The 26,703-nt window shown below is 50.9% G+C and carries 24 protein-coding genes; 5 read left to right on the top strand and 19 right to left on the bottom strand.

Features of this window, described 5'->3' with window-relative positions; translation table 11 throughout:
- Positions 1-105 precede the first annotated feature (105 nt).
- From K1Y77_RS06450 to uraH, 7 genes are all read right to left on the bottom strand, one after another.
- On the bottom strand, positions 106-1,428 hold the full coding sequence (locus tag K1Y77_RS06450) for a glycerate kinase type-2 family protein (protein ID WP_264430910.1): 1,323 nt from the start codon (positions 1,426-1,428) through the stop codon (positions 106-108).
- A gap of 115 nt (positions 1,429-1,543) precedes the next feature.
- Positions 1,544-2,428, bottom strand: coding sequence for a 2-hydroxy-3-oxopropionate reductase (locus tag K1Y77_RS06445; RefSeq protein WP_264018441.1), 885 nt, complete (start codon positions 2,426-2,428; stop codon positions 1,544-1,546).
- A gap of 109 nt (positions 2,429-2,537) precedes the next feature.
- On the bottom strand, positions 2,538-3,314 hold the full coding sequence (hyi, locus tag K1Y77_RS06440; RefSeq protein ID WP_264430907.1) for a hydroxypyruvate isomerase: 777 nt from the start codon (positions 3,312-3,314) through the stop codon (positions 2,538-2,540).
- 68 nt (positions 3,315-3,382) lie between these two features.
- Positions 3,383-5,170, bottom strand: a complete 1,788-nt coding sequence (gcl, locus tag K1Y77_RS06435) for a glyoxylate carboligase (RefSeq protein ID WP_030068973.1) — start codon at positions 5,168-5,170, stop codon at positions 3,383-3,385.
- A 353-nt stretch (positions 5,171-5,523) separates the two neighbouring features.
- Complete coding sequence (locus K1Y77_RS06430; protein WP_264430904.1) at positions 5,524-6,321, bottom strand: IclR family transcriptional regulator; 798 nt, start codon at positions 6,319-6,321, stop codon at positions 5,524-5,526.
- A 194-nt stretch (positions 6,322-6,515) separates the two neighbouring features.
- Positions 6,516-7,715 carry a urate hydroxylase PuuD gene (locus K1Y77_RS06425; protein WP_264430903.1) on the bottom strand — a complete coding sequence of 400 codons (1,200 nt, stop codon included), beginning with the start codon at positions 7,713-7,715 and terminating at the stop codon, positions 6,516-6,518.
- Between the two features lie 92 nt (positions 7,716-7,807).
- The gene (gene uraH, locus K1Y77_RS06420; protein WP_264430901.1) at positions 7,808-8,170 is read right to left on the bottom strand and encodes a hydroxyisourate hydrolase; all 363 of its coding nucleotides are present in this window, start codon (positions 8,168-8,170) and stop codon (positions 7,808-7,810) included.
- A gap of 515 nt (positions 8,171-8,685) precedes the next feature.
- Here uraH and K1Y77_RS06415 point away from each other — a divergent pair.
- The 4 genes from K1Y77_RS06415 to K1Y77_RS06400 all read left to right on the top strand — a co-directional run bounded on the left by K1Y77_RS06415 (position 8,686) and on the right by K1Y77_RS06400 (position 13,410).
- Positions 8,686-10,140, top strand: coding sequence for a uracil-xanthine permease family protein (locus K1Y77_RS06415; protein WP_264430900.1), 1,455 nt, complete (start codon positions 8,686-8,688; stop codon positions 10,138-10,140).
- Between the two features lie 138 nt (positions 10,141-10,278).
- Positions 10,279-11,916, top strand: coding sequence for a methyl-accepting chemotaxis protein (locus tag K1Y77_RS06410; RefSeq protein WP_264430898.1), 1,638 nt, complete (start codon positions 10,279-10,281; stop codon positions 11,914-11,916).
- 77 nt (positions 11,917-11,993) lie between these two features.
- Positions 11,994-13,070 (top strand): PA0069 family radical SAM protein, encoded by a 1,077-nt coding sequence (locus tag K1Y77_RS06405; protein ID WP_264430896.1) that lies wholly within the window; start codon positions 11,994-11,996, stop codon positions 13,068-13,070.
- A gap of 43 nt (positions 13,071-13,113) precedes the next feature.
- Positions 13,114-13,410: a winged helix-turn-helix domain-containing protein gene (locus K1Y77_RS06400; RefSeq protein WP_030068959.1), complete on the top strand. Its 297-nt coding sequence runs from the start codon at positions 13,114-13,116 to the stop codon at positions 13,408-13,410.
- A gap of 8 nt (positions 13,411-13,418) precedes the next feature.
- Here K1Y77_RS06400 and K1Y77_RS06395 read toward each other — a convergent pair whose 3' ends face one another.
- Genes K1Y77_RS06395 through coxB form a run of 4 tightly spaced genes read right to left on the bottom strand, consistent with a single transcriptional unit; the run spans position 13,419 to position 19,577 of the window.
- The gene (locus K1Y77_RS06395; protein WP_264430895.1) at positions 13,419-15,611 is read right to left on the bottom strand and encodes a heavy metal translocating P-type ATPase; all 2,193 of its coding nucleotides are present in this window, start codon (positions 15,609-15,611) and stop codon (positions 13,419-13,421) included.
- A 23-nt stretch (positions 15,612-15,634) separates the two neighbouring features.
- Positions 15,635-15,991, bottom strand: a complete 357-nt coding sequence (locus K1Y77_RS06390; protein ID WP_264018450.1) for a hypothetical protein — start codon at positions 15,989-15,991, stop codon at positions 15,635-15,637.
- Positions 15,991-18,516, bottom strand: a complete 2,526-nt coding sequence (ctaD, locus tag K1Y77_RS06385) for a cytochrome c oxidase subunit I (RefSeq protein WP_030068951.1) — start codon at positions 18,514-18,516, stop codon at positions 15,991-15,993. The genes K1Y77_RS06390 and ctaD overlap by 1 nt, the downstream gene beginning before the upstream one ends.
- Positions 18,513-19,577, bottom strand: coding sequence for a cytochrome c oxidase subunit II (coxB, locus tag K1Y77_RS06380; protein ID WP_264018452.1), 1,065 nt, complete (start codon positions 19,575-19,577; stop codon positions 18,513-18,515). The genes ctaD and coxB overlap by 4 nt, the downstream gene beginning before the upstream one ends.
- 68 nt (positions 19,578-19,645) lie before the next feature.
- Between coxB and K1Y77_RS06375 the strand changes: the two genes are divergently transcribed.
- Complete coding sequence (locus K1Y77_RS06375) at positions 19,646-20,113, top strand: DUF2231 domain-containing protein (RefSeq protein WP_264430890.1); 468 nt, start codon at positions 19,646-19,648, stop codon at positions 20,111-20,113.
- 40 nt (positions 20,114-20,153) lie between these two features.
- Here the strand turns inward: K1Y77_RS06375 and K1Y77_RS06370 are convergent, their stop codons facing one another.
- The 8 genes from K1Y77_RS06370 to K1Y77_RS06335 all read right to left on the bottom strand — a co-directional run bounded on the left by K1Y77_RS06370 (position 20,154) and on the right by K1Y77_RS06335 (position 26,508).
- Positions 20,154-20,579 (bottom strand): CopD family protein, encoded by a 426-nt coding sequence (locus tag K1Y77_RS06370; RefSeq protein ID WP_264018455.1) that lies wholly within the window; start codon positions 20,577-20,579, stop codon positions 20,154-20,156.
- A gap of 141 nt (positions 20,580-20,720) precedes the next feature.
- Positions 20,721-21,587 (bottom strand): DUF2797 domain-containing protein, encoded by an 867-nt coding sequence (locus K1Y77_RS06365; RefSeq protein ID WP_264430888.1) that lies wholly within the window; start codon positions 21,585-21,587, stop codon positions 20,721-20,723.
- Positions 21,571-21,855 carry a YeaC family protein gene (locus K1Y77_RS06360; RefSeq protein ID WP_030068939.1) on the bottom strand — a complete coding sequence of 95 codons (285 nt, stop codon included), beginning with the start codon at positions 21,853-21,855 and terminating at the stop codon, positions 21,571-21,573. The genes K1Y77_RS06365 and K1Y77_RS06360 overlap by 17 nt, the downstream gene beginning before the upstream one ends.
- Before the next feature lie 11 nt (positions 21,856-21,866).
- Positions 21,867-22,718 (bottom strand): rhomboid family intramembrane serine protease, encoded by an 852-nt coding sequence (locus tag K1Y77_RS06355; protein WP_264430886.1) that lies wholly within the window; start codon positions 22,716-22,718, stop codon positions 21,867-21,869.
- A 207-nt stretch (positions 22,719-22,925) separates the two neighbouring features.
- Positions 22,926-23,912: a metallophosphoesterase gene (locus tag K1Y77_RS06350; protein WP_030068934.1), complete on the bottom strand. Its 987-nt coding sequence runs from the start codon at positions 23,910-23,912 to the stop codon at positions 22,926-22,928.
- A gap of 1 nt (position 23,913) precedes the next feature.
- Positions 23,914-24,906 (bottom strand): NAD(+) kinase, encoded by a 993-nt coding sequence (locus tag K1Y77_RS06345; RefSeq protein ID WP_264018456.1) that lies wholly within the window; start codon positions 24,904-24,906, stop codon positions 23,914-23,916.
- Between the two features lie 116 nt (positions 24,907-25,022).
- Positions 25,023-25,892, bottom strand: a complete 870-nt coding sequence (locus tag K1Y77_RS06340) for a carboxylate/amino acid/amine transporter (RefSeq protein ID WP_030068930.1) — start codon at positions 25,890-25,892, stop codon at positions 25,023-25,025.
- An 85-nt stretch (positions 25,893-25,977) separates the two neighbouring features.
- A complete protein-coding gene (locus K1Y77_RS06335) occupies positions 25,978-26,508 on the bottom strand; it encodes a YqaE/Pmp3 family membrane protein (RefSeq protein WP_030068928.1) in 531 nt (176 codons plus the stop codon).
- Positions 26,509-26,703 lie beyond the last annotated feature (195 nt).

Raw genomic sequence — 26,703 nt, 5'->3', positions numbered from 1 at the left:
ACCTCGACGAAACTTATCATGTTTACCCCTCGGACAACCACTCAGAACCACGCAAAACAATGCCTTAACGGGTAATTGGATAGTTAAGCGGGTACAACGTCAGTCTTACGACGGGTTGGGTAGAATAAGAATCGCTCGGAAATCGTTAACATTGGTTCGGGTTGGCCCCGTTACCACGAGGTCATCTAAAGCTTCAAAGAAACTGTACGCATCATTACGGTCAAGGTAATCCTGGGCAGAAAGCGTTAATGCCTTAGCCCGCTGCCAGCATTCAGGCCCAATTAACGCGCCAGCATTATCTTCAGAGCCATCAATTCCATCGGTATCAATAGCAATCGCATAAATACCATCACATCCTTTTAGCGTATCAAAAAGCCCCAGCAGGTACTCAACATTACGCCCTCCTCGACCATTACCACGCACGGTAACGCTAGTTTCGCCACCTGACAGTACCAGCAGCGGACGAGTTATTTCAGCCTGCAACTTGCACGCCATACGCCCTTGGGCAATGCCTAAATCTCTTGCTTCCCCTTCAAGGTCATCACCTAACACTCTTACCTCTAAACCACTCTCTTCGGCACTGAGTTGGGCGGCCTTCAGTGCGTCCCGCGCACGGGCTAGGATAGTCGATTTATCCCGTGCAAATCCTTGGTTCCAGGTCTGAGGCGCACGATGATCGGCCATTAAATGGCGTTTCACGTGCTCAGGCACCTCAAGCTCATGGCGGTTTAATATTGCCAACGCATCTAACGACGTTGTGTTATCCGGCAGTGTCGGGCCTGAGGCAATTAATGAAGGCACGTCACCAGGAACATCTGAAATAAGTAACGTCACCACTTGCGCGGGGTGCGCAGCAGTGGCTAACCGCCCGCCTTTAATCGCCGATAAGTGGCGCCTTACGGTGTTGATTTCACGGATCGGTGCACCACACCGAAGCAGCGCCTTATTAAGAGCCTGCTTGTCTTCTAATGAAATGCCGTCCGCCGGCAGGGTCATTAACGCAGAGCCGCCGCCTGAGATAAGTGCGATCACTTGATCGTCTTCACCCAGGTCTTTCACTTCATCAAGCATGCGCTTAGCGGCTTGTTCCCCCAGCGTATCAGGCATTGGATGAGAGGCTTCCAGTACATCGATATAGCGACAAGTTGCCCCATGCTGATAACGGGTCACTACTACGCCTGTTAAGTCGACCTCTTCGCCTGACTCACGAGCGCGTTTTTCCCACGCCAACTCTAATGCGCTCGCCATGGCGGCAGCAGCCTTACCCGCGCCCACGACGACAGTTCGTCCTGGCGGTTTTTCAGGCAACTGGGCAGTTAATAAGCTATCGGGATGCACGGCAGCAATGGCCGTTTCGGCCAGTTGATTCAGCCACTGGCGGGTTGCCTCTTCACTGGTAAAAGGCGCCAAGCGAACATGGGAATTCATCAAAAGACTCCTCGGGCAGGGACAGGAGAAGGGCTCAGAAAGGAGCTTAGAAAAGAACGCAAACAAAGAACTTAATGGCAGGCCAACAGACGCTGGCCTGCCTGACAAAAGCGCGTTATTGGCCAACCTCATGGTCTGCCAGCTTCTCTAAAGCGCGCACAATACCTGCGTGATCCCAGTCTTCGCCCCCATTGGCGGCACACGCTTGGAACAACTGCTGTGCATTGGCGGTGCCTGGCAATGACAGATTTAACGTCCTGGCACCTTCTAACGCCAAGTTGAGATCTTTCTGGTGCAGACGAACGCGGAACCCAGGCTCAAAGGTGCGTTTGATCATGCGCTCGCCATGAACATCGAGAATTTTCGATTGAGCTAAACCGCCCATTAATGATTCACGCACTTTAGCGACATCAGCACCTGCTTTAGAGGCAAACAGCAACCCTTCTGCCACTGCTTCAATGGTCAGTGCTACCACAATCTGGTTAGCCACTTTGCACGTCTGACCTGCACCGTGGCCGCCAATGTGGGTAATCGTCTTCCCAACAACGTCCAGGTATGGCTTGGCTCGCTCAAACCCTTCGGTTGTTGCACCCACCATGATGGTAAGCGCGGCGTTAATCGCGCCACCTTCACCACCAGAAACCGGCGCATCGACAAACTCCCCGCCTGCCTCGGTAATCCGCTTGGCAAATGCCTGAGTCTGCATCGGGGCAATGGAGCTCATATCGATCACCAGCGTGCCGGGCTTCAGGCCTTCAATCACGCCTTCCTCACCAAATAACACGCTTTCGACATCGGGCGTGTCGGGCACCATGGTGATAATGACGTCAGACGCTTCAGCCACCGCTTTGGGTGAAGCGACTTCACTCATGCCTTTTTCGGCAAGCGCAGCATCCAAGGTGCCGCGTTTAACGGTCACCAACGAGTGGCCAGCGTCGAGCAGGTGGCCCGCCATAGGACGACCCATAATGCCTAGACCAATAAAACCGATGTTACTCATAATTGTTCTCCATTCGCGTCTTTCAGAAACCAATCTATTGTTTTCAAATGATTTAGATTTCTTGAATTATCGACTATCTACTCACTTGCCTGCTTTAAGTCACACAGGGTTAACGCGTCTTATCTAACCAACCCAAACCTTCTACCGTCGTGGTCTTGGGCTTGTACTCGCAGCCGATCCAGCCGTCATAGCCAAGCTGCTGTAGGTGGCTAAATAAGAAGGGATAATTGATCTCACCCGTTCCTGGCTCATGGCGTCCCGGGTTGTCCGCCAACTGCACGTGAGCGATACGTGCAAAATGCTTTTCAATAGTGGGCGCAAGATCACCCTCCATGATTTGCATGTGGTAGATGTCATACTGCAGCTTTAAGTTATCGCTGCCGACTTCGTCAAAAAGTGCCAACGCCTGTTCGGTGCGATTAAGGAAAAAGCCTGGGATGTCACGGGTGTTGATAGGTTCTGCAAGCAGCAAAATGCCGGCTGCTTTGAGTTTTTCGGCAGCGTAGCGAAGGTTTTCGACCAAGGTACGGTGAGCTTCAGCATTACTAACGCCCTCAGGCTGAATACCCGCAAGGCAGTTCACCTGCTTGCACTCAAGCGTAGTGGCATAGTCGATCGCTTTATCCACACCGGCGCGAAACTCTTCTACCCGGTCGGGATGACAAGCAATGCCTCGCTCGCCTGCTCCCCAATCCCCCGCCGGCAAGTTGTGCAGCACTTGGGTTAGGCCATTCGCATCCAAGCGCTGCTTGATGTCAGCTGCCGCATAGTCATAGGGAAAAAGGTACTCAACCCCTTTAAAACCCGCCTTTGCGGCGGCCTCAAAGCGATCAAGAAAATCGACTTCAGTGAACAGCATACTGAGATTCGCGGCAAACTTAGCCATAGTGGTCTCCTAACGTTTTAGCGTCTTAATAACGACTTCAGCGACTTGCCTGGAAGCACCTTGGTGCGTTACGTCAGGCTGGCAATAGAGCTCGGTGCATCGGTAAGGTTTTCAGCTAACGCTTCGAACTCATTAACCCCATCAAGGTCAGTACCCATCGAGATATTGGTAACGCGCTCTAGAATAATTTCCACCACCACCGGCACACGGTATTGGCGCATTAGCTCACGCGCTTTCTCTAACGCAGGTGCAATCTCATCGGGTGTAGTGACACGCAGCGCTTTACAGCCAAGGCCTTCAGCAACCGACACGTGGTCTACGCCGTACTCAGCAAGCGCCGCTTCTTCGTCGGTGTAGTTAATGTTCTTGAACGAGAGCTGGACACAGTAATCCATGTCGAAGCCACGCTGGGCCTGACGAATCAAACCGAGGTAGGAGTTGTTCACCAGCACGTGGATATACGGCAAGTTAAACTGTGCGCCAACCGCTAGCTCCTCCACCATAAACTGGAAGTCGTAATCGCCAGACAGCGCGACCACTTCGGCCTCAGGGTCCGCACGGCAAACACCCAGTGCCGCAGGCACTGTCCAGCCTAGCGGCCCAGCTTGGCCACAGTTAATCCAGTGCCGAGGCTTGTACACGTGTAGGAACTGAGCGCCGGCAATCTGAGACAAACCGATGGTGCTGATATAGCGCGCATTTTTACCAAACACCTTGTTCATCTCTTCGTAAACACGCTGGGGTTTCACCGGCACATTATCGAAGTGCGTTTTGCGCAGTAGCGTGCGCTTACGCTCCTGACACTCTTGGGCCCATGCACTACGGTTTTTAAGCTGGCCGCTGGCCTTCATTTCACGAGCAACGTCGATAAACAGATCTAAGGCGAGCTTCGCGTCAGAAACGATGCCGTAGTCAGGCCCAAAAATACGGCCTATTTGCGTAGGCTCGATATCAACGTGAACAAACTTTCTATCTTTTGTATACGTTTCAACATTGCCAGTGTGTCGGTTAGCCCACCGATTACCAATCCCCATGACAAAGTCAGAGGCCAACATGGTCGCATTGCCGTATCGGTGCGACGTTTGCAGCCCTACCATGCCTGCCATTAACGGGTGGTCATCCGGGATCGTTCCCCACCCCATCAGCGTCGGGATCACCGGTACGCCGGTTAGCTCAGCAAATTCAACTAATTGCTCGGCAGCATCGGCATTAATAATGCCACCACCAGCCACGATCAGCGGCTTATCGGCTTCGTTGAGCATCGTCAGTGCTTTTTCAATTTGGGCGCGAGATGCTGAGGGTTTATAAGCCGGAAGTGATTCGTAGGTGTCCGGGTCGAACTCGATTTCGCTCATCTGTACATCGATGGGAAGATCGATCAATACCGGCCCAGGACGGCTAGAGCGCATGATCTGGAAGGCTTTCTGGAACGCACGCGGCACCTGAGCAGGCTCCATCACGGTGACGGACCATTTGGTCACCGGGCCAGCAATCGTCTGAATGTCGACGGCCTGGAAGTCTTCTTTATGCATCTTGGCGCGCGGTGCTTGGCCAGTGATACATAGAATCGGAATTGAATCAGCACTGGCGGAATACAGGCCCGTAATCATATCCGTGCCAGCGGGGCCAGAGGTACCGATGCATACACCAATGTTGCCAGCGGTTGTACGGGTATACCCTTCCGCCATGTGTGAGGCACCTTCCACGTGGCGTGCTAGCACATGGTCTACCCCACCCACTTTACGCATCGCAGCGTAGAAAGGGTTGATCGCAGCACCTGGAACACCAAAGGCAACATCAACACCTTCTTTTTTCAGGACGTGAATGGCGGCTTCTGCAGCTGTCATTTTAGCCATCACAACTTCTCCTCGAAGATTGAATACATTTAGTATTCATTTTTGTATTTAATTTTGTATACGAGACAATATTCAAAGTATGCGCCATCCGATGCACTGTCAATATTTAATGGAAAATATTTCCATTAAATTCAATAGACGCAATAAAAGTTATTTAAAATCAATTATTTAATATGAATTAAGCTGAATATAAACACGTACAAGGAAACACAAGCGTTGCTAACGGAGCGCTCTCGGTATTAGTAAAAACAGGCATGCCAATCGGACCGGTGCTTTTGCATCCAGTCCATACAGTGGTAAAAATTTTGTAGATTTAACCCCTGCGCGCAGCGTGCTATTGCCGCCTACAACACTTAATCATCGCGTTTCGCAAGGGCTTGGTCGTGTCCTAGCATGTCGGATATTGTTCTCGCGGCCTCTTGCACCAACGTTTGCAATTTGGTTCGCTCATCCTCTGCAAATTCATGCACAGGCACCATAATACTAACGACGCCCTCTACTACCCCATCATGGTTATAGAGCGGGTAGGCGATCGATGAAATACCAAAGTGATAGTAAGAATCTGCAATGACATAACCACGCTGACGGTCTTCCTGAACTAAGTCCCACAGAACATCACGCCGGATGGGTGCACCGAGTTCTTTATTAAGCAGTTGATCATCAGGATAGAGCGATTCAAATTCCTCTTTTGAGAGATCTGTCAGAAGCAGTCGCCCTAATGAAGTACAGTGCAGCGGAATCCGTGTTCCTACACTAACGCGACGAATCGTGGCGTTAGTGGCGCCCACACGGGCCACGTAAACGGCATCCCTTCCATCCCGAACGGCAATGTGACTTGAGCAGCCGGTCTGCTCACATAGCGACTCAATAACCGGATGACCTACCTGCACAACATCTAATGAGGCCACATATTCAAAGCCCAGCTTTAGCACGTTAACGCCCAGTGAATACAACCCAGTTACCGGGTGATGACGAAGAAACCCCATATGCTCCAAGGTCTGTACTGCCCGATACGACGTCGACTGGGGATAGCCAACGCGTTTAACGATCTCGGCAAAACTCATCTCACGATGATGACGATTGAGCTCCATTAAAATCGTTAGCCCTCGTTCAAGCGCGGGAATTAAATGCTTTTTTTCCTTATTACTCATGGCGGGTTAACTCACTTCGTTATTGGCATTATTGAGATAACGTGAAAACCCCAACGCCTGCGCAAACCTACCATTGGCCGATTGTCATTACGGCTACAAAGTAACCTTGCGCATTCGTTGAGGAACTCCGTTGAGACAGCAGCTATCACTCCTGCTCGAAGTGCTAGCTGCTGACATAACAACGAGCGAGCTAGTTACTCAGACCACTCTCCAATCAACGCGCGCTCTTCATCTGTCATATTGGTCATGTTGCCAAGGGGCATGTAACCACTGGCCACCACTTGCTGAATGCTCTCCTTTTGACGAACGATTTGGTCAAGGTTGTCATACGCAAAGCCAGCAGGAGGTGCAGAAAAACCGGGCTGCGTTGGCGACTGGGCATGGCACGCAACACAGCGCTGTTCAATGACTGCTTGCACGTCGGTAATGTCCGGCACGCTTTCTGAACCAGCATTAGTCTGTTGATTAGCGGGCATCCCTATCCAAAACGCCACCATAATCAAGAGGACACCTGCTGCCGGATAGCCAGGCTGTATTTTTCCAGCGTGCATCAACACGAAGTACTGACGAATTAATGCACCCGCAAAAATCAGCAACGCCATGATGACCCAGGCATGGGCATGAGAGTAGGCGAAAGAGTAGTGATTACTGATCATTAATAAGACAACGGGTAACGTAAAGTACGTATTGTGTACCGAACGTTGCTTACCACGTTTGCCGTCTAACGGATTTGGCGTTTCGCCTGCTTTCATCGCTTTAACAATGCGGCGCTGCCCAGGAATGATCCAAAAGAACACGTTGGCTGACATCGCCGTTGCCATAACAGCCCCGGTCAATAGAAATGCGGCCCGACCTGAGAACATTTGAGTACTCAAGTACGCCACCACCACCATCATGATCGCAACACCAATACTTAATAGGCCATCGCGCTCCATGTTGGGGCTGATGCGCTTACACATTTCGTTGTAAACCACCCAACCCAATAACAAAAAGGTCAGCGCCAAAACATTGGCCTGCCAGCCCGTCATATTGGCAGCCCACTCCCAACTACTATTGGGATTAACCAAATAAAAGCCAGGATTAAACATGTACAAAATAATGAATAAAGCGAAGCCAGATAACCAAGTGGTATAAGCCTTCCAGAAAGACCAGTGGAGGTCATCAGGCAGCTTTTCCGGGCTGGTGGCATATTTCTGATTGTGATAGAAGCCGCCACCGTGCACGGCCCACATCTCACCAAACACGCCTTTTTTGCGGCAGTTTTCATCTTTGGGGGATTTTAAGCCGTTATCTAGCATGACAAAGTAGATAGACTCACCAATCCAGGCAATCGCGGCAATAACGTGTAGCCAGCGAAGCATAAAATTAGAAAAATCAATTAAGTAGGACAGCATGTCGGCTTCCTCGCCTCATTTGTTTGTTGTTAGTCGGCAGCGTTAGTTTGTTTATCAGGGCTATTTTTATCAGGGCTATTTATCAAGACTCTTTAGCTGCCGCGATACGTTGAGTAGGCATAGGGCGATAGCAACAGTGGCACGTGATAGTGCTGTGTGGCGTCATTGACCCCGAAGCGAAGCGGTATCACATTTAAAAAGGCAGGCTCGTTATCATTCGCAACGCGGCCAGCCCGACTGGCGAAGTAATCGCCCGCATGAAATTCCAACTCGTACTCCCCTTCTTGTAGCTCAGCGCCATCTAATAGGGGATGGTCACAGCGGCCATCATCATTGGTGATTACCGTTTTAAGGAAGCTGCGTTCACCTTTAACGACACGGTACAGATCAATTTTAACTCCCTCGCCTGGGCAGCCTTGCGCAGTGTCTAACACATGAGTTGTCACGTAACCCATTGTTTTCTCCTATATTTTATTAATGTAATTAGGGCTATTACCCTGCTTTTCCCAATGCCTTACTAATAATAAGCAGCTCAACAGCGGGTAAGACTTGGCATAGCCCAGAGTCCGATGACTACATTTTTATATAAAAAATCGACACATTTCAAAGAATTTTTGTATACATTTTTATCAGGAAGCGTTGTTCACCCTGTCCAGCGCCAAAATTTTGACGCCACCTTAGCTGCTCAGGTTTTCTTTCCTAGGCGACAATCAGGCATGCAAACATAGGAGTCCCCTGGAAAGAGAAACCTGAAAAAATTTAAAAATCAAAAACTTAAATAACAATACTGATGAGCGTAGCAGAGAAATCATCATGCTATTTGCCCTATCAAGAATCGCTATTAGCCAAATAGATGAGCATAAACAGGGCGAAATTATTTATTTTCAGCAGTTTTTTTGTGTACAGTATTAACTTCAAAAATGAACAATAATTTTAAATCATTGAATACAACAACAATGGAGAGTCCCTTATGAGTGACGCAATTGCCTCGTCGGAAGAGCGAGCGCGAATAGATGGAAAGAGCACCTCCCTCTTTGATTTTTATGGAAAACCTAAATTTCTAAAGGTGCTACCGCTTTCTCTACAGCACCTGCTGGCCATGATTGCTGGCGTGATAACACCGCCTATTATCGTTGCCGGAGTCGTTGGCGCGAGCGTCGAAGAAAAGCTCCTGCTTATCCAGATAGCGGTGCTGGCATCCGGTGTCTGCACCGTATTCCATCTATACGGTGTGTGGAAATTCGGTGCGCGCTTACCTGCTATCTTTGGTGTCGGCTTTGCCTACGTGCCGACACTTGTGGCGGTTGGCGCTCAATATGGGATTGAAGGAATACTTGGCGCCCAGTTGATTGGCGGTATGACCATGGTCGTGGTGGGCTACTTCATCCAATATATTCGCCACCTGTTCCCCCCTGTCGTGGCAGGAACAGTGGTATTGGTAATCGGTCTATCGCTATATGACATCGCTATTCGCTATATGGCGGGCAGTGGAAACGTCAATGCTGCCAATTTTGGTGACCCCATTAATTGGATCGTCGCGGTGGTTACGCTGCTCACTGTTTTGATTGCCGCTCAGTTTGGTAAAGGGGTGATTAAGCTCTCAGCCATTATTGTGGGCATTGTGGTGGGCTATTTACTTTCCCTATCGCTGGGTTTGGTTAGTTTCGACAACGTAGCCAATGCATCCTGGATAGCCGTTCCCAAAGTAATGCCATTTGAAATGGAGTTTCACGCAGCAGCTATTGCTTCGATGGTCGTCATTTGTATTATCAATTCTGTTCAGACCATTGGTGATTTATCTGCCACGACCGTTGGCGGCATGAACCGTGAGCTAAAAACAAAAGAGCTTACCGGCGGCCTACTCGGCAATGGTTTAACCACTACCATTAGCTCTTTCTTCGGTGCCCTGCCCACCTCAACGTTCAGCCAGAATGTTGGCATCGTAGCCATGACCAAGGTAATTAGCCGGTACGTACTAGCGCTGGCAGGTATCTTTATGATTTTAGCGGGCCTTAGTCCGAAATTCGGCGCGATGATCACGACGATTCCTTACCCCGTTCTAGGTGGTGCAACAATTACCGTGTTTGGCATGATCACCATGACCGGCATCCAATTGCTGGTTAAAGATGAGATGTCTGCACGTAACATGACCATTGTTGGCCTTTCCCTAGCACTAAGCTTAGGAATCGCTGCTGAACCAACGGCAATTGAGCAGTTTCCTGCGGTATTAAGAGACTTGATTGGTGGTGCCCCCATCGTTGTGGCTGCCATTACAGCTTTCACGCTGAATATCGTCCTACCCAAAAAATCTCTTTCAGATGAGGCAAAAGAAAGAGAAAAGATTGCTAACGAAGATAAAAACACGAAGGAAGAAGCCAATAACCAGGGTGATAACCTTAGCCAACGCAGCGTTCATGCTGACTAATAATGTGCTAATCAGCAACATCGCCAATCTTTAAAACAGTATTAAATCAACGTAGGTTCGACGTTTTGGAACTGCCGCTAGCCCGGCAGTTCTATTTTTTTATCACGGCACTTGATAAACATGCGAACAGGATGACACATGCATCGCTTAAACAATCTGACAATGAGAATGAGCTGGTCACTTGTTTTATGCTCATTTTTAATACTACTGTTACTGCTTAGTGGCACTGGCCTCTACGCGGTCAATCATAGCCAGGAAAGTATCGAGCAATTTACCAACGTCAATGTCAACCAACAATCGACACTTAACAGAACCAATTCGTCGATACAAAATGTACGTTTACAAATGGGCCGTTTGTACGAAGAGTTACTCGAAGCCCCCTCCTCTCTGTCGACAGTGGAGAGACGTCAACAAGCTGACGAAATACGCAACCTGCTTGAAAACGCAGGCAATGTGTTCGCTGAATTTCTTTCTTTATCGTTCAACCCTTCTCATGAGCACTTCATTCGTGAAATAGATAGTAGCTTCAATAACATGATGAGCAACCAGCTACTTCCTCAACTTGACTCGCTTTACCAAGGGGACACTACTAGCTATCAACGCTTGCGCAATGGTACCCATGATGCCTATGCCACCTTTTATAAAGACGCCGTCAATTTTTTTCATACCGTAGAAGAAGAAGGTAATAAACGTTTGGATAACTTCTCTTCAGTGGTGAACTTAGCTAATTCAACTATCGTTACTGTATTCATCATCGCATTAATCATTACCGCCATTGTCTACTGGGGCGTAAGCGTCAACTTAATTCGCCCAATGCAGCGTATCAACGAGCATTTTCAACATATTGCTAAAGGCGATCTTTCTAGAGAAATTGAAGTGCATGGACGAAATGAAATCGGCATTCTCTTCAACTCGCTACGCAACATGCAAAAAGACCTGTTGGAAACGGTGGCAACCGTGCGCCATAGCAGTGAAGAGGTCTTTGCCAGTGCGCGGGAAATTGCGTTAGGCAACCAAGATCTCGCCTCGCGAACCGAGCGTCAGTCGGCTTCATTAACACAAACTGCCTCCAGCATTGAAGAAATGACGGCCACCATGGAACGCAACAGTGACAACGCAGCCCAAGCTAACCGTGTTGCTCAAGAAGCTGCGCATAATGCACAGCAAGGTGGTGATGTGGTGACTCATGTGGTTAGTAAAATGCATGAGATACGTCATAGCTCGCAACAGATTACCGACATAATTGGCCTAATTAACTCAATCGCTTTTCAGACCAATATTTTGGCGCTCAATGCATCCGTTGAAGCAGCCCGAGCAGGTGAACATGGTCGGGGGTTTGCCGTGGTAGCCAGTGAAGTTCGCCTGCTGGCAACACGCAGCGCTGATGCCGCGGCGGATATCCGTCAATTGATTGCAACGTCAGTAAGCCAGATAGAAACAGGCACGCAACAAGCGGATCTAGCCAGTGAGTCCATGGTCGCCATTATGGAATCCGTTAAGCGTGTTACTACCCTAATGGATGAGATCGCGGTGGCTAGCGAGGAGCAACGTATCGGCATCAACGAAGTTAATAGTGCTGTTGGTGAAATGGAACAAACGACTCAGCAGAATGCTGCCATGGTGGAGCAAGCCAGCACTTCTGCGACTCATTTAGAACATGAAGCTGAGCGGTTAACCGAGGTTGTACTTAGGTTTAAACTCAACGCCAGCGATGAAAATACCCAGTCACGCGTTCGGCTGGCTTCGTTAACTCACCAAGCCATACCTTGCGCATAGCGTTAAACGCCATATACTGTATATATAGCCATATATACAGTATATGGTAATTATCGACCGTGCAGAGGTGGCAACTAATGGCTTCTTCCCCTTCTAGCGCTACCGTGTACAAAGGGCGCGGTGCGACCTACGACCCACATAACCGTTTCGCACCAACTTGCAGCGTGGTAGAGGATGATGGCTGGTGGCATGAGGAGGCCACTGCTTCACTTGCAACAGAGGTACGCGAGGAGGCCAGCAAGAGTGCGCTTTCATGGAACCGTTCACCGGATTTACCCTTTGACCGCTCACTCAATCCATATCGCGGCTGCGAGCATGGCTGCATTTACTGCTACGCTCGCCCTTCCCACGCTTATTGGGATTTATCACCGGGGCTGGACTTTGAAACCAGGTTGATCGCCCGCACAGGATTAGTTGAGCACTTAACAGACGAGCTTAGCCACCCTCATTATGTATGCCGCCCTATCAACCTTTCCGGCAACACCGACTGCTATCAGCCGTTGGAAGCGAAATACCAAACAACTCGTCGTTTACTAGAATTACTACTGGCATGCAGGCATCCGGTCACCCTAGTCACAAAAAGTACACTAATACTGCGGGATTTAGACCTGCTCGCAGAGATGGCCGAGCACCGGTTAGTGCGGGTGTTTGTTAGCCTGACAAGCCTGGATGCCAACCTAAAGCGTACCTTGGAACCCCGTGCGGCCTCACCTCAAGCGCGCTTAAAAGTGATTCGCGAGCTCAACACCGCAGGTATTCCAGTGGGTACGTTGGTCTCACCGATTATTCCTGGCCTTACTGATCACGAAATTGAGCGCATTCTAGAAGCGGCCAGCCGGGCTGGCGCGCGCACCGCAACGTGGATGCTGCTGCGCCTGCCCCATGAAGTCGCACCGATGTTTGAAGCATGGCTACAAGCCCACTACCCCGAGCGAGCCGCTAAGGTAATGAGCCTAATTCGCCAATGCCGAAGCGGCAAAAATTATGATGCGCAATTTGGCACACGCTTTCGTGGCGAAGGTGTATTTGCTGACTTGATCGCCCAGCGCTTTCATCGCGCCAGCCGCCAGTGGAACATGCAGCCACGCACCGAACAGGGTCTGAACACCCGCGACTTTCGTCCACCACGGGCGCAAGGGGATTTATTCATTTAAGCTAAGCCTCTTGATCTAGCAGCTTCCCGCAAAAGGAAACCCAATGACCTCGCTTAGCAAGACCAAATCAAGCTTCTACCGCCGCTTGTATGTGGCGCATTTAATTGAGCAAGGCGTCGCAAACGTACCAGCGTTAATCGAAGCCACCGGTATGCCTCGTCGTACTGCGCAGGACACTATCAGCTCACTTGCGGAGCTGGATATCGAGTGCGTATTCGAGAAAGGCGAAGGTCAGCGCCATAATATTGGCCACTATCAGATACGGGACTGGGGGGCGATAGATCCTCGCTGGGTTGCTACTCATGCGGAACGGCTAAAGCAGTCTCTTGGTTACGCTTAAACACTGATTCATTGTTCCAGCTCTGACCATGCTAATCGTGCGGCGTTAAGCGTCACGCTGAGCGAACTTATGGCCATGGCGAGTACTGCTATTAATGGCGGAATAGCCATAACCACCACCACGCCAAGTGCCAAGGTGTTATAAAGAGCTGAAAAGAAAAGATTTTGCTCCATAACGCGCCGCGTACGCTTGGCGATGTTGAGCAGTTTTACTACCCCTCCGACCCCTGGCGACATTAACTGGGCGGATGCTCCCTCACGAGCAGCTTCGCTGGCACTCAGTGGGGCAATGCTAACGTCTGCTGCCGCCATGCTTAGCGTATCGTTTACGCCATCTCCTACAAAAAGTGTTGGCGATGGTAACCCGCATAATAGCCGTGCCTTGGCTTCCGGTGAGCGCTGGGCATAGCACGCTTCACTTGGAAGCCCAATACGTTTACCCAGCCAACTAACCGCGCCCTGTCGATCACCGCTGATCATTGCGACCAGATAACCTGACGCGAGCAATCGCTTCACGCTTTGCTCCGCATCGTCTACGGGTTGATCAGTCAGATAGAACGTCGCTAGCCAGCCTGACTCATCCGCCAGCATGACTTGAGAAGCAGACGCTAGCGTGCCATCTGCTGCCTGGGAAGGCACATCAACTTGCTGTCGCGCCAGCCAACGAACGCTGCCTACCATCAAATATTGACGATTTGTGAGCCATACACGGCGACCTTCTCCGGGGAATTCATCAACCTTATATGGTTTAGAGCGCTGGTTATTGTCGCCACCCGACCAGCGCGCCAATGCTTGTGCCAACGGGTGTTCGCTCCCAGCAACGGCGCTGGTGAGCTTGTGCTGCAACGTGTGTTTATCAATGCCATCGCGTACTTGCCAGTGAAGCACCCCATGGCTCCCCGTTGTTAAGGTTCCGGTTTTATCCAGCGCTACTGAATGAATACGCGCCAAGATCTCTAGCGCGGCGGGGTCGCGCAGTGCAATACCTTGCTGCAGAGCCTGGCCGTTACCTGCAAGACTAGCCAAAGGCACCGCCAGCCCAACGGCACAGGGACATGCCACCACGAGCACTGAGAGTGAGCGCACCAGTGCATCCTCCCACCCCAACCCAACGAGTAGCGCACCGATCAACGTCACTAGCGAGAGCGCTAATGCTAAAGGACTTAACCAGGCGGCAAAACGGTCGGCTAGTTTCTGCAGTTCACCTTTTTGGGCTTGATAGCGGCGCATTTCATGACGTAGTCGATCCAATCGGCGTTTACCAGCCCCCGCTGTGACCTGCATTACCAGTGGCGTAGCACCTAGGTAACGACAGCCAGCGTACACTCTCTGCCCTGCATTGAAGTAACGTGGCAAGCTTTCACCGGTTAGTGAGGCGGTATCAATCCATCCGGGAGCATCAAGAATGCCATCTAGCGTCACTAATTCCCCCGGCGCTAGCTTAACGCGCATACCCGCGACTACATCATTGACAGGCAGTAAGACCCAGTCACCCTTTTGCCAAGCGCTTATAGCCGCATCTGGCAACGCCAGTGCATCTAACGCTTTTAGCCCACGGTGGCGGCACAGCGTTTCTACCAGTCGCCCAATAAGCAACAGCACTATCAGCATAACCGCCGTATCGAAATACACCTCCACCGAGCCGCGCCACAACAACCCAATCGACACACTCACTGCACCGATCGCGCCAAGGCTAACCAGCACATCCATCCCTGGACGTTTGGCAAGTAACGTGCGCCAGCCCGCTCGGTAAAACGGCAAGCCCGAATACACCACTACGGGCAGTGCAAAGGCACCCGATATCCAGGCCACCACTTGCTCTATCGATGCGCTCGGTAACGCTCCCACATAAATAAGCAATGAGGCCAACATGGTCCACATACCGAATGCCGCGCCTACTAACAACCGCAAAGTAAGGTAGCGGCTCTCTTGCTCAAGACGTTCATGGGCATCATCAACGGCTTCTAATTCAGTTAGCCGATAGCCTAACCGTTTGACTACCGGCGCAAGCTCCGTCAGATCGACTGAGTTTCGCTCACCTTTCACCCACACAGTTGCCGTGGGGTAGTGAACGCTAGCGTCGATGACCCCAGGCAGACGTGTTAGCGCGCCTTCTACCGCCAGAGCACAGCTGGTACACCACATACCATGCAGGGTGTAGAGGGGAGTGTTATGGCTAGAAGTTTTTTCGTCTTCTGGCATCGAATTAACGTAGGCGCTATGACTTATAGGCAAGGCGGCACACTGATAATCGGCATACCCGCAAACACCACACCGAAAGCGGAAAACAAATACAGCCACGCAGAGACAGTGGCATGAAAACGCTGGCGTCCTTCATGCTGCTTCGCCACTTGGCAACTACCCCAGGAAAGTGCCACAAGCCCCAGGGCAGTAATGAAACTAACACCACCTAGCGCGGCATTAAGACCTGTAAGCGCCCCCGCTTCAGGTGGTGGTGGCGCAACGGCACAGGCTACTGAAAGGCCGCTATAAACCGCCACAAACCATAGGCTCCATAGCGTTAGTCCGATAATTAAGTGGATGGGATGAGTAAAATGTAGTCGTGTCAGTACCATCACCATTACCCTCCTATCATCCGAGGCAGTATCGCCAACGCCCCAACTAACAACCAGAATGTGACCACGTTATAGCGCCAGAGTAGTGCCACTACGGCAGGTTCAAACGGTGCATGCGCACCCACGTAGCCATAACCAACGCGCATGCCTTGTAACACCGTTAAAATAACCGCTAGGCCACCATGAAAAAGCGCGTAAACAAGCCCCACCAGCATTACCGCATCGTGGGTTGTCTGAGTCGGTGAAAGATCGGCTCGCCAAAGCGCCCAGCCAGCCAGCCCCACTTGAAGCGCGCCTAACGCAGCGGCTAAATAGAAACTTGCTCTTAAACCTGCATCACGTTGCTGACGCAGCCCGCGCACCAGCTTCTCTATCACCACACACCCAGCTAAAACCGCCCCCCCAGCTATGCTCATTATCAGCAGAGACAGCGGCGGTATATCTGGCATTTGCCACTCAGGCGAAACAGTCCATAGATAAAACCAGCCAAACAGATAGGAAAGAAAGAACGAACCGTTGGCAATTAAAAACACCGCCATTGCCCAAAGCCCAGGGCCATCCATCGTGCGTGAATGAAGCGGCGGATCGCCTGGCTTTACGCCTGCATCAGGAGCTGCATTCGGATGTGCACCGTTCTCCCACGACCAGCGCAGTAGAAACACGCCAGCAATCACTACAAAGATGCCCGCTAGCGCATAGACACGGGTTAATAAACTAATGCATACCACTGCCAGCGCTGCCGCGGCAAACAGCGGCCACCAGGAGTTACCAGGCAGGTGAATGATTTCACGTACTTTGCCAGTAATCGGATCAGTACCCCACATTTCACGCCTACCGTGGGAAGCCACCGCCAAGCCGTGCATGCCTTTCGCCATGGTATGCGGCAAATTCGGGTCATCCCACAACGGATGCCGCGTTTCTACAGTAGGCAAGCTGACAAAGTTATAAGCGCTTGGGGGCATCGTGTTAGCCCATTCCAGCGTATCGGCGTTCCATGGATTGTGTTTGGCGGGTTTACCAAACCGGAAGTGCAGTGCGATATCCAGCAACACCATGGCAATACCCGCCGATAACACAAAGCTACTGACGGATGAGAGCAGGTTATAAATTTCCCACCCAGAGCCAGCCTCGTAGGTATAAACACGTCTGGGCATTCCTAAAAGGCCCGTCCAATGCATAATCAGAAACGTACCGTTAAAGCCTAAAAAGGTTAGCCAGAACCCCCAGCGCCCAAGGTTTTCAGACGGCATACGTCCGGAAAATAGCGGCAACCAGTAGTAAAGCCCTGCAATCAATGGGAAGAACATGCCACCCACCAATACATAGTGCATGTGGGCCACCACAAAGTGGGTATCGTGCACCTGCCAGTTAAACGGCACCAGCGCTAGCATCACCCCGGTTAAGCCACCGCAAACGAAAATAATCAAAAAGCCCATTACCCAAAGCATGGGTAGTTTCATTTTAGGTTTACCCAGCCACAAGGTAGCCAGCCAAACAAATACTTGAATCGCCGTTGGCACCGCCACCAGCATGCTAGCCGCCGAGAAAAATGCCTGAGCGAGCTGTGGGATGCCCACTGTAAACATGTGGTGTACCCAAAGCCCAAAACTGATAAAGCCCATAATAGCGATGGCAGCTACCACCCACCCATAACCGACAATAGGCCGCCCGGCAAAAACCGGTATTAGCGTGGAAACAATGCCCGCTGCCGGTAGAAAGATGATGTACACCTCAGGATGACCAAATAGCCAAAACAGATGCTGCCACAGTAAGGGATCACCACCTCCCGCAATCTGGAAAAACGGCATACCAACGGCGCGCTCAAGTTCCAGTAATACGCTGCCAAGAATCAACGGCGGAAACCCCACCACGATCATCAGCGCCATGGCCAAGATATACCAAGCGAACAACGGCATTTTATGCAGTGCCATGCCCTGAGTGCGAGTACGCAGTATTGACACTACCAACTCTACACCCGCAGACACTGCGGAAATTTCCACAAACGTGATTCCCAACAGCCAAAAATCAGAGCCCAGATCAGGCGCGAACTCTTTACTACTAAGCGGGGTGTACATAAACCAACCGCTAGAAGGCGCCATTTCAATAATCAGGCTGGAAGTAAGAATAATCCCGCCAAATAAATAGCAGAAATAACCAAGTGACGTTAGCCGAGGGCAGACCAGGTCGCGGGCACCGATCATCTTTGGGATCAGGTAAATCGCCAGCCCTTCCAGCATAGGAATAGCGAACAGAAACATCATCACCGTGCCATGCATGGTGGTGACCTGATTATAAATATCTGGCGACATAAAGTTTTGGTCGGGCATCGCTAACTGGGTTCGCACCAGCATTGCCAAAATGCCGCCAATCAGGAAAAACACCATCCCTGTGACCATAAAACGCAGGCCGAGCGTGGTATGGTTGACGATAGTTAGGGATCTTAAACCTTTGGGGTTACCCCAAATGGTGTGCAAGTCCTCATGCAATTGCTGCGGGTCATGCTCAATGGCTTCTTGATTGACACTTTTCATGGTGACAAGGCCTCCAGCCAAGCACCCAGGGCATCCAAGGTGTCCGTTTCAATATCACTGTGGGTAGGCATCTTATTGCCTGGCTTTAGCGTTTGGTGATGCTGCAACCAGTGACTAACAGCTCCCTCTTCCATGGCAATCACCCCTGCTCCTAGCGTGGCGCGACCGCCCACATCTGAAAGCGTTGGACCGATGCCTCCCTGACTAACGCCCGCTACTTGGTGGCAGCGGGCACAATGTGTCATAAAGGCATCACGCGCGTCGTCGTAGGTAGCATCGGCAACGGACAGTTCGCTAAGCGCCGACTCTTGTCTTGCAGTTAACCATGCCTCGAACTCGCTGCGCGGCAAGGCCTCCACATGCAACTGCATATGGGCGTGGCCCACGCCGCAAAGTTCGGCACACTGCGCACCAAACACCGCGGGCTCATCGGCTTGTAAACGAATTTTATTTACGCGGCCCGGCAACATATCTATTTTCCCCCCCAGCCGAGGCACCCAAAATGCATGAATCACATCAGCACCGCTGACGTGAAAATCCACTGGCTCACCTGCAGGCATCACCAGTTGATTAGCGGTAACAACCTCACCACCTTCAGCGCCGGGATAGCGCACTTCCCACCACCACTGATGACCAATCACCTCAATGACCTCTGGCGGCTCACCCATGGGTAGCGTTAGCATTCGCTGCCCGGCGGGCACGCCAAACAGTAATAGCGCGGTAATAGTGGCCACTGGCAACATGATGCCGCCACCAACAATCCAGCGACGAGCGATGCGGCGCTCCTGGGCAGGTGTACGCAGCACGCTTCTTGGTTTAAAGGCGTAAAGCCAAAGTGCTGTCACCACGATCAGCACAACGGTGGCAAACCCAAGCATTACCCACCAAATTAGCCTCACGTCTCGCGCAGCAGGCCCAGCAGGGTCTAAGATAGACCTATCGCCTGCACAGCCCGCTAAGCTCAGCAGCAGCAAAGTTCCAAGTAAGCAAGCTATTCGCCGGAACCATCGCGACGATAAATATGAAATCATGATGGATATTTCGCTATTGCGTTCCCTCATTAGCGGTTTCCCTGAAGTGCAGTTGATCTGACCGACTCTTTCACTTTGTCTAACCACAGGAAGTGACCATGACACATACTCGCCAACGCTCGATCAAAAGCCGCGCTTCGCTGGCTGGCCACCCGCTTCACCCAGTGATGATTCACTTTCCAGTGGCCGCCCTGATGGCACTGGTCGCTAGCGACCTGGCCTTCTGGTATACCCAAGACCCCTTCTGGCTGCGCAGCGGTTTGTGGTTGGCAGGAGTAGGCGCGTTTGGCGGCTGGATTGCCTCGGTAGCAGGTATTATTGACCTGGTCACTGTGGCGCGAATCCGCCGCCTGATAACTGGCTGGAGCCACGCGATTGTGGCCGTCGTCATGCTTTCGCTGGCGTCTTTGAACTGGCTTTTGCGTTTTACTGAACCCAACGCCGTGCTGCCTTGGGGTTTGGCTATTTCGCTGGTAACTGCCAGCCTGATCGCGTTGGCAGGCTGGCTGGGCGGCCAATTGGTATACGAGCACGCCGTCGGCGTCGAAGTTGAGAAGTTGTCTTAAGGGCACGACCATGGCTATAAATGGGATAACTTTCATCACATTATCCCCAAGCCAATGGTTTAGAAAGCACCAACCCAAGCACACCCAATATGCCCGTTAGCGCGAGCACTAAAGCGCACAGGCTGGCGGCTTTAACACCTGTGAAAATCCCCATTTCCAACCGCAAAATCAGCCAGCCAAAACAGCCGTGGGCAGCCACCATTAGTACTACCGCTCCCAGCTTAAGAATTAACCACCCTCCAAGAAGCCCATTTAGCAAAAACAAAAGCGTGCCAGATGCAATAGCAGCCAAAGCAGCGGGCGTCGCAATGGAGTTGTAGAAAAAACGCGGCATCGGGGGAGTGCCTTGCGCGAAACCAGCGTCTTTACGCAACTGGAGTGCATACAAAAGTAGAGCGGGTAAATAAAGAAGTGCGCCGCACCAGATGACCAGCGCGGCGATGTGCAGCAGTTTTAGCCATGGCATCGAGGCTTCCTTGCGTTGCGTAAGGCAGAATAGGATTTCACCCTAATAACCTTAGTTAACAAAAGCGACTCTGGCTAGGTTCAATAACAAGGATAGGCAGTTATAGTCAGTTAAAAGAAACAGTTAGGGAGAGGATGACGCTTACCCTACAACGATTTCGTAACCGGTGAATTTACGAAGGTTAATAACCCCAGTATCAAAAATTAGGTACTGCCCTTTTACCCCTTGAAGTGTACCTTCAATTAGCGGCTGCTTATCAAAATTATGGGAAGTCACCTTACTAGGAAAAGTCGCCACGGGATAATGAAAGTCCAACGGCGTTTCATCCAAGCTACGAATGGCATCCGCACCGTGCACGTCACGTAATTGCCCTAACCCTTCATTTAACAGGCTGAAAAGACGATCGCGCTCAGCACATAAATCCAGTGGTTTCACATCGCCTTTTAGCATGGCACGCCAGTTAGTGCGGTCGGCCACTTCCTCTTTAAAGAGCATTTCGACAAGACCAGACTGTTGTCGGGTCTTTACCTCAAGAATAGGTAGCGCCTGAATAGCACCTTGATCCAGCCAGCGGGTTGGCATTTGCGTTTTCCGGGTGATGCCCACTTTCAAACCGGAAGAGTTCGCTAAGTAAACAATATGAGGTTGGAAGCAGTGTTTTTCGCCCCACACGGGGTCCCGACAAGTGCCTTGATGATAGTGGCAAGTCTCGGGTTTCATGATGCATGTATCACACTGGGCTAAGCGCTTAAAACAAGGGTAGCAGTAGCCTTGGGCAAAGCTTTTTTTAGTGGCACGCCCACAGTGGGTACAGGCAATTGCACCGCTCCAGGTAAGACGCATCGGCGAGCCGATACGCTCATTCAGTAGCATTCGATGCTCACCCGCACGAAGGTGATACACCACCGGATCACCTAGGCGGCTAGGTACATCCGCCGCCATTTTCTGCAAACACCCTTGCACCGGGGATACTACTGAGGCAAACAAGTCATCAGTCACGCGTGGCATCCCGGGCAAGGCCTGCCATTTCAGGCGTAACGCCTGCACCAGTCGCGCCAGCACCACACGTACGGCGTTCTAGATAACCTACGCGATTCTCTTCAGGAACGTTATTTTCCACTTCAAAGCGTATGACCGCTTCCAAGCACAGTTCCGTCTGCTCAGGCGTTAAATATCGACCATCAGGCCATTTCCGCAACGCAACCGCCTGTTTAAGGCTTTCATAAATAGCGGGCGTCATTTGGTTAATCATTTTATCGAAGGTCATGTCGCTCATCGTAGGCACCTTTAGTGTTTGCTTCGTTTGGAGGAATAATACCAGCCCGTGACCAGCCCCACGAGCAGCCCGCCCAAGTGTGCTTCATTGGCTACGTTACCAAAGCCCACGCTGCCGGCAATATCGGTCATCGTAAATACCATCCAGCCCAGCATGAAGACTACCAACATCTGGGGGACGAAAAATCCGCTTTGCGGGGCACGATAGGACATCAACCACACATGAGCCAGCAAGGCGTAAACAACGCCAGACATACCGCCAAACAACACCGTGCCGGTAATGTACTGGGCGATGTTAGCACCAATACCTGCCACGATAAGCAGTAGCAGCATGATACGACTACCTTGAAGCTGCTCAATTTGACGTCCGAAGTACCAAACCCACATTAGGTTAAAGATCAAATGCATCCAGCCAAAATGTAAGAATGCAGGCGACAATAAACGCCATAATTGACCAGACATTATCGTATCACTAAGGCTGCCATATACGAGCTGACCGCCGGCGACCCCCACCGAAACAATGGTGAGTTTTACAATTAGCAGATCACCAAATATCCCAGTCAGCGCGAACACCGCTAGGCTAATAGCAATCATCAGCGCAGTAACCGGTACTTGGCGCAGCATGGGTAAGAAATGACGGGCTGGGGTCTGGCGGCTCGATCTAGGGGCAGTAGTGATTAGTGGCTCACCTCGCTCCCAGCAGCTAACGAGTACTTTCATTTCATCTTGCTGGCGCGGGTCGGCAACCCATAGCAGTTGGCCGTCTGCCTCATCAGTAATACGGTGACCAATGCGGTAGTGCCACAGCGCCTTACGCAGTTCTTTGGTATCTGCGTCCGTGGGTAAGAGCATTACTGGATGCATGGCAGGTTCCTTTCAACCAATAAATATTAGCGCGACAGCGCGCCGCGTCACCAACGGATAGACGAAAAAAATCCGGCGGAGGGGGCCGCCGGAAAAAAAAGCAAGGGATCATTCAAGGGAACACTTACTCTGATAACCGACAACACCGTTAGTTCAGCTATTTTGAAAAAAATATGTAACGGTATGTAAAGCTAAAAATCACTCCCATTAATCGAAATCTATTTCCCACGGCTTTGGCAGCGCACGCTCTTCTTTTGGTACCTGTATCCACACAAAATGATCGGCATTGAGCTGCGCTTCGCCGCTCCAGCGATAAGCAACCAGTCGGCCAAATTTCACAGCACTGTAATCCAAGCAAGCAATATTGTGTGCTGGCAAGGCAGGAATCCCTTCGCACCAGTAATGACCGATAAATAGGGGTGGCTGTTCAGGGCCATAGTAGCTAAGGCGCTGGCGCTCGGCGTTAGTTAGCGTTCTAGTCTCCAAATCACCAGGAAGGTTATCTGGCTGAAATACTACATCCCCCCATTGTTGAGGGTTAGCCGACCAAAAATGCGCACGAAAACTCTGCCGTGTGAAGCCATCACCAGAATGTATCGCAATGCCTTTAGGTAACGGTATATGAGGGCCGCGGGTTAAGCGATCAAGTATACGAAAGGCTTGCGTTGAGGGGTCGGTGGACTCAACCAAAAAGTGGCTATCCATGCAGGCATTGGGAGCGCGTTGTTTAAGCTGTCTAATCAACTCTTCATCCCAGCAGGCATGAACTATACGAATTCCGTCCAGCTCTAGGCATAAAGGAATGGTCTTAAACCACGCCAGGGTATCTTCCCACTCATTGGTGTAATCGCGGTATTGAGCTAGCGTGGCTTCAATAATACGGTTATGACGCGGTGTATGTTCGCGCAGCCAGCGCTTGTTGCTACCAGGGGGGGCGGGGTGCGTATAAGCCAGAGCATTGTACTCATGGTTACCCATGACAATATGTGCTTCACCCTCTTCAACCATTCGGCGTGCAATCGTAACTGCTAGACGAATACGTGGTCCACGATCGATCAAGTCGCCTAAAAAGATCACTTTTCGGCGAGGGTGTCGATATACCCCACCCCGCTGATGATAGCCAAGCCGCTCTAATAACGCTGCAAGTGTTGCACCACACCCATGTACATCGCCAATTAAATCGTAGCCCTCCATGTTAATCCCCTAGCCGATGGCTCCAGCCGAGCTTGCTGCGCAGCACTTCATAAAAATTATGCCCAATAGGGTGAACTAGCTGTACACGCTCTGGTTTGCGTTGTATGACAAGCACATCGTCTGGTTTAGCCACTGCACGGGTTTGTCCATCGCAACTGATATGGGGATAGGTCTGATTGGTTTCACCAATATGGATACGGATTTCACTGGCAGCGTCAATCACAATAGGACGGCTTGAAAGCGTGTGGGGAAACATGGGGACTAACGTCACCACATCAAGCTTGGGATGCATGATCGGCCCACCCCCCGAAAGAGCATAGGCAGTTGAACCTGTCGGCGTAGCAATAATTAAGCCATCACTACGCTGGCTATACACAAACTGCCCATCAATAAACAGTTCGAACTCAATCATTCGTACCGCTTTACCGGGATGAACCACCACTTCATTGAGCGCAACACCGCTACCTACCGCTTTACCGTTTCGATACAACACGGCATCAAGCAAGAAACGCTCTTCAACTTCAAACTCACCCGCTAACACTTCACCAACCCGGCTTTCCAACTCATCGGGAGAAATATCGGTTAAAAAGCCTAACCGCCCACGGTTGACGCCTAATATTAACGTACCACTAAGGCATAGCGTGCGTGCGGCGCCCAGAAGGCTGCCATCGCCACCAACAACGATGACAAGATCGCATAACTCTCCAAGTATGCGGCGGCTGGCTTCAGGCAGCCCATGATCCGGTAACGCCGTTGCCGTCCGATCCTCAATCAATACTTTATAATCATGGGTAACTAAATAGTTGACCAGCCTTTTGAGCGAATCGACCACTTTATCGCTGCCTAAACGGCCGATTAAGCCTATTGTCTTAAAAGGCGCTGTCTTAAAAGGCGCTGCTTTAGAAGGCCTCGTCTTAAAAGACGTCGTTTCGAAAGGCTGCGTTTGTTGGGCCTGGCTCAAGGGTGCTAAACCTGACGATGGGGTGTTAGACATGGACAACTCTCGCTGGCATCAGCCCACATTATGGAGAGTATGAGGGTATCGAGCAAATTGCCCAGTGTAATGCAGAAACGCAAGCTCCCCTGGGCAAAAACAATGGCTTGAATTAATTAGACAGATATAGCGTGACGGCGCTGTAACCACCAGTGATTTAACCACAGCGAGGCGGCCATGATTGCAGCACCTAAAAGTAGCTTACCGATTTCCGCATCGCGATTCCAGATCACCAAATTAACCACTAGGCCAGCGGGCACTAGCGCATTGTTCATTACCGCTAACGTTCCCGCATCTACTTTAGTGGCGCCTTGGTTCCAGGCGAAATAACCCACTCCAGACGCGACTAATCCAAGCCATGCCAATACGCTCCACTGTACTGGGGTAGTAGGGAGTGCAGCCGTATTACCAAAGAGTAAAAATGCGGGAAGTGCGACCACCATCGCACCAACGAAGAACCAGCCAAAAACGTTATGCCATGCCAAGGTAGGCGGCAAATCAGCGGCTAGCCGCCGATAGCCCACCTGCCCGATTGCAAAACAGAGGTTGGCCCCCTGCACCACTAAAAAGCCCAGCCAGAATCCACTATCAATACCGTCGTAACGAATAACGCCCGCTCCGATTACCGCCAGTATGGCGGTTACTAAATAAATAGGCGTGAAGCGCTTAAACATTAAGTCATCTAGGAGCGCGATATAAATGGGTGTAAAAATCGTAAACAGCAGTACTTCAGGAACCGATAGCAGTAAAAAGGAGTGGTAAAAAAAGGTGTACATGATGCCTAGCTGAACCGCCCCCAACGCCATTAACGCTAAGCGCTGCCTGCCACGTAGCAAGCTGGGGCGTAAAAACGGCAAAAAGACCAGCGTGGCGAGTGTTACTCTGACGAGCACTGCGAAATAGCTATCGACTTGGCCAGCCAAATACACTCCGATCAACGAAAAAGAGAACGCCCACAGCGCCGTTACGCCAACAAGGTAGCCCATCGTAAACCTCAAAAAAAAGGAAAGTTGACGGAGATTATACGCGCTTAACAACAACTGCCAATGGTCCAAACGAGTAATTAACGGATTAGTGCTTTTTTAACCATACAAAGGCATGTACCACACCTGGAATCCAGCCTAATAGCGTCAATACAATGCTAGTAGCAACACGTTTTGCCCCTCCGTCTGTTAACCCGACGGCCAAAGGCGGTAGTAGAATAGCTAGCGCACGGTAAGCAAGCAGTAAAGCAGCGGGCTGAGATGATATTGGCGTTACTCCCGAAGCCGTAGAAGATGACGCTTGATGCTGAATATCCGGCTGCACAGGGGGAGTAAAATGCTCTACCGCCGCCCGTGCTTTTTCAGCCTGCTGTTTCTCTTTAGCAAGCGCTTTTTGATGCGCCTCTTTATCTATTTTCTGCTCTAACGTTTCCGCACCGTCTGCCAAATCATCATGATGGCGCTCCCAATCTTCCCAGTCATGGGGCGTGCCAGACTTAGGCCGCTGGCTACCTGACCCACGCGCCCTTTCCCACGCTTTTTCTTCTAATGTGTTGGGCCGTTCAGGGTCTCTTTCTATGCCAACGCCTTTGCGATTGAGGTATTCACGCGCGTCCATAGTGGCTCCTTGTAGTAGTTGAAATAGCATTTGAAAAAGAGCAAAGCGTTGAATGTAACATTAGTAAGGACAACGCAGGATGAGTTAAATCTTCTACATTAATAAAAATAAAGCACATATCGTTCCTAGCCCCACAGCAACTACCCGGCCCATTTTTAGAGCGAAAATGCGCGTATCACGTTAAGGAGTATCACC

Origin of the sequence: Halomonas qaidamensis, assembly GCF_025917315.1 — a bacterium.
In the GTDB taxonomy this organism is placed as follows: Bacteria; Pseudomonadota; Gammaproteobacteria; order Pseudomonadales; family Halomonadaceae; genus Vreelandella; species Vreelandella qaidamensis.
This window is presented reverse-complemented; position numbering and strand designations above follow the sequence as displayed.

What these genes read in the sequence shown, in the direction of transcription:
- K1Y77_RS06450 (WP_264430910.1), bottom strand. Translation starts at nt 1,428, where the DNA reads ATGAATTCCCATGTTCGCTTGGCGCCTTTTACCAGTGAAGAGGCAACC.
- K1Y77_RS06445 (WP_264018441.1), bottom strand. Translation starts at nt 2,428, where the DNA reads ATGAGTAACATCGGTTTTATTGGTCTAGGCATTATGGGTCGTCCTATG.
- hyi (WP_264430907.1), bottom strand. Translation starts at nt 3,314, where the DNA reads ATGGCTAAGTTTGCCGCGAATCTCAGTATGCTGTTCACTGAAGTCGAT.
- gcl (WP_030068973.1), bottom strand. Translation starts at nt 5,170, where the DNA reads ATGGCTAAAATGACAGCTGCAGAAGCCGCCATTCACGTCCTGAAAAAA.
- K1Y77_RS06430 (WP_264430904.1), bottom strand. Translation starts at nt 6,321, where the DNA reads ATGAGTAATAAGGAAAAAAAGCATTTAATTCCCGCGCTTGAACGAGGG.
- K1Y77_RS06425 (WP_264430903.1), bottom strand. Translation starts at nt 7,715, where the DNA reads ATGCTGTCCTACTTAATTGATTTTTCTAATTTTATGCTTCGCTGGCTA.
- uraH (WP_264430901.1), bottom strand. Translation starts at nt 8,170, where the DNA reads ATGGGTTACGTGACAACTCATGTGTTAGACACTGCGCAAGGCTGCCCA.
- K1Y77_RS06415 (WP_264430900.1), top strand. Translation starts at nt 8,686, where the DNA reads ATGAGTGACGCAATTGCCTCGTCGGAAGAGCGAGCGCGAATAGATGGA.
- K1Y77_RS06410 (WP_264430898.1), top strand. Translation starts at nt 10,279, where the DNA reads ATGCATCGCTTAAACAATCTGACAATGAGAATGAGCTGGTCACTTGTT.
- K1Y77_RS06405 (WP_264430896.1), top strand. Translation starts at nt 11,994, where the DNA reads ATGGCTTCTTCCCCTTCTAGCGCTACCGTGTACAAAGGGCGCGGTGCG.
- K1Y77_RS06400 (WP_030068959.1), top strand. Translation starts at nt 13,114, where the DNA reads ATGACCTCGCTTAGCAAGACCAAATCAAGCTTCTACCGCCGCTTGTAT.
- K1Y77_RS06395 (WP_264430895.1), bottom strand. Translation starts at nt 15,611, where the DNA reads ATGCCAGAAGACGAAAAAACTTCTAGCCATAACACTCCCCTCTACACC.
- K1Y77_RS06390 (WP_264018450.1), bottom strand. Translation starts at nt 15,991, where the DNA reads ATGGTGATGGTACTGACACGACTACATTTTACTCATCCCATCCACTTA.
- ctaD (WP_030068951.1), bottom strand. Translation starts at nt 18,516, where the DNA reads ATGAAAAGTGTCAATCAAGAAGCCATTGAGCATGACCCGCAGCAATTG.
- coxB (WP_264018452.1), bottom strand. Translation starts at nt 19,577, where the DNA reads ATGAGGGAACGCAATAGCGAAATATCCATCATGATTTCATATTTATCG.
- K1Y77_RS06375 (WP_264430890.1), top strand. Translation starts at nt 19,646, where the DNA reads ATGACACATACTCGCCAACGCTCGATCAAAAGCCGCGCTTCGCTGGCT.
- K1Y77_RS06370 (WP_264018455.1), bottom strand. Translation starts at nt 20,579, where the DNA reads ATGCCATGGCTAAAACTGCTGCACATCGCCGCGCTGGTCATCTGGTGC.
- K1Y77_RS06365 (WP_264430888.1), bottom strand. Translation starts at nt 21,587, where the DNA reads ATGCCACGCGTGACTGATGACTTGTTTGCCTCAGTAGTATCCCCGGTG.
- K1Y77_RS06360 (WP_030068939.1), bottom strand. Translation starts at nt 21,855, where the DNA reads ATGAGCGACATGACCTTCGATAAAATGATTAACCAAATGACGCCCGCT.
- K1Y77_RS06355 (WP_264430886.1), bottom strand. Translation starts at nt 22,718, where the DNA reads ATGCATCCAGTAATGCTCTTACCCACGGACGCAGATACCAAAGAACTG.
- K1Y77_RS06350 (WP_030068934.1), bottom strand. Translation starts at nt 23,912, where the DNA reads ATGGAGGGCTACGATTTAATTGGCGATGTACATGGGTGTGGTGCAACA.
- K1Y77_RS06345 (WP_264018456.1), bottom strand. Translation starts at nt 24,906, where the DNA reads ATGTCTAACACCCCATCGTCAGGTTTAGCACCCTTGAGCCAGGCCCAA.
- K1Y77_RS06340 (WP_030068930.1), bottom strand. Translation starts at nt 25,892, where the DNA reads ATGGGCTACCTTGTTGGCGTAACGGCGCTGTGGGCGTTCTCTTTTTCG.
- K1Y77_RS06335 (WP_030068928.1), bottom strand. Translation starts at nt 26,508, where the DNA reads ATGGACGCGCGTGAATACCTCAATCGCAAAGGCGTTGGCATAGAAAGA.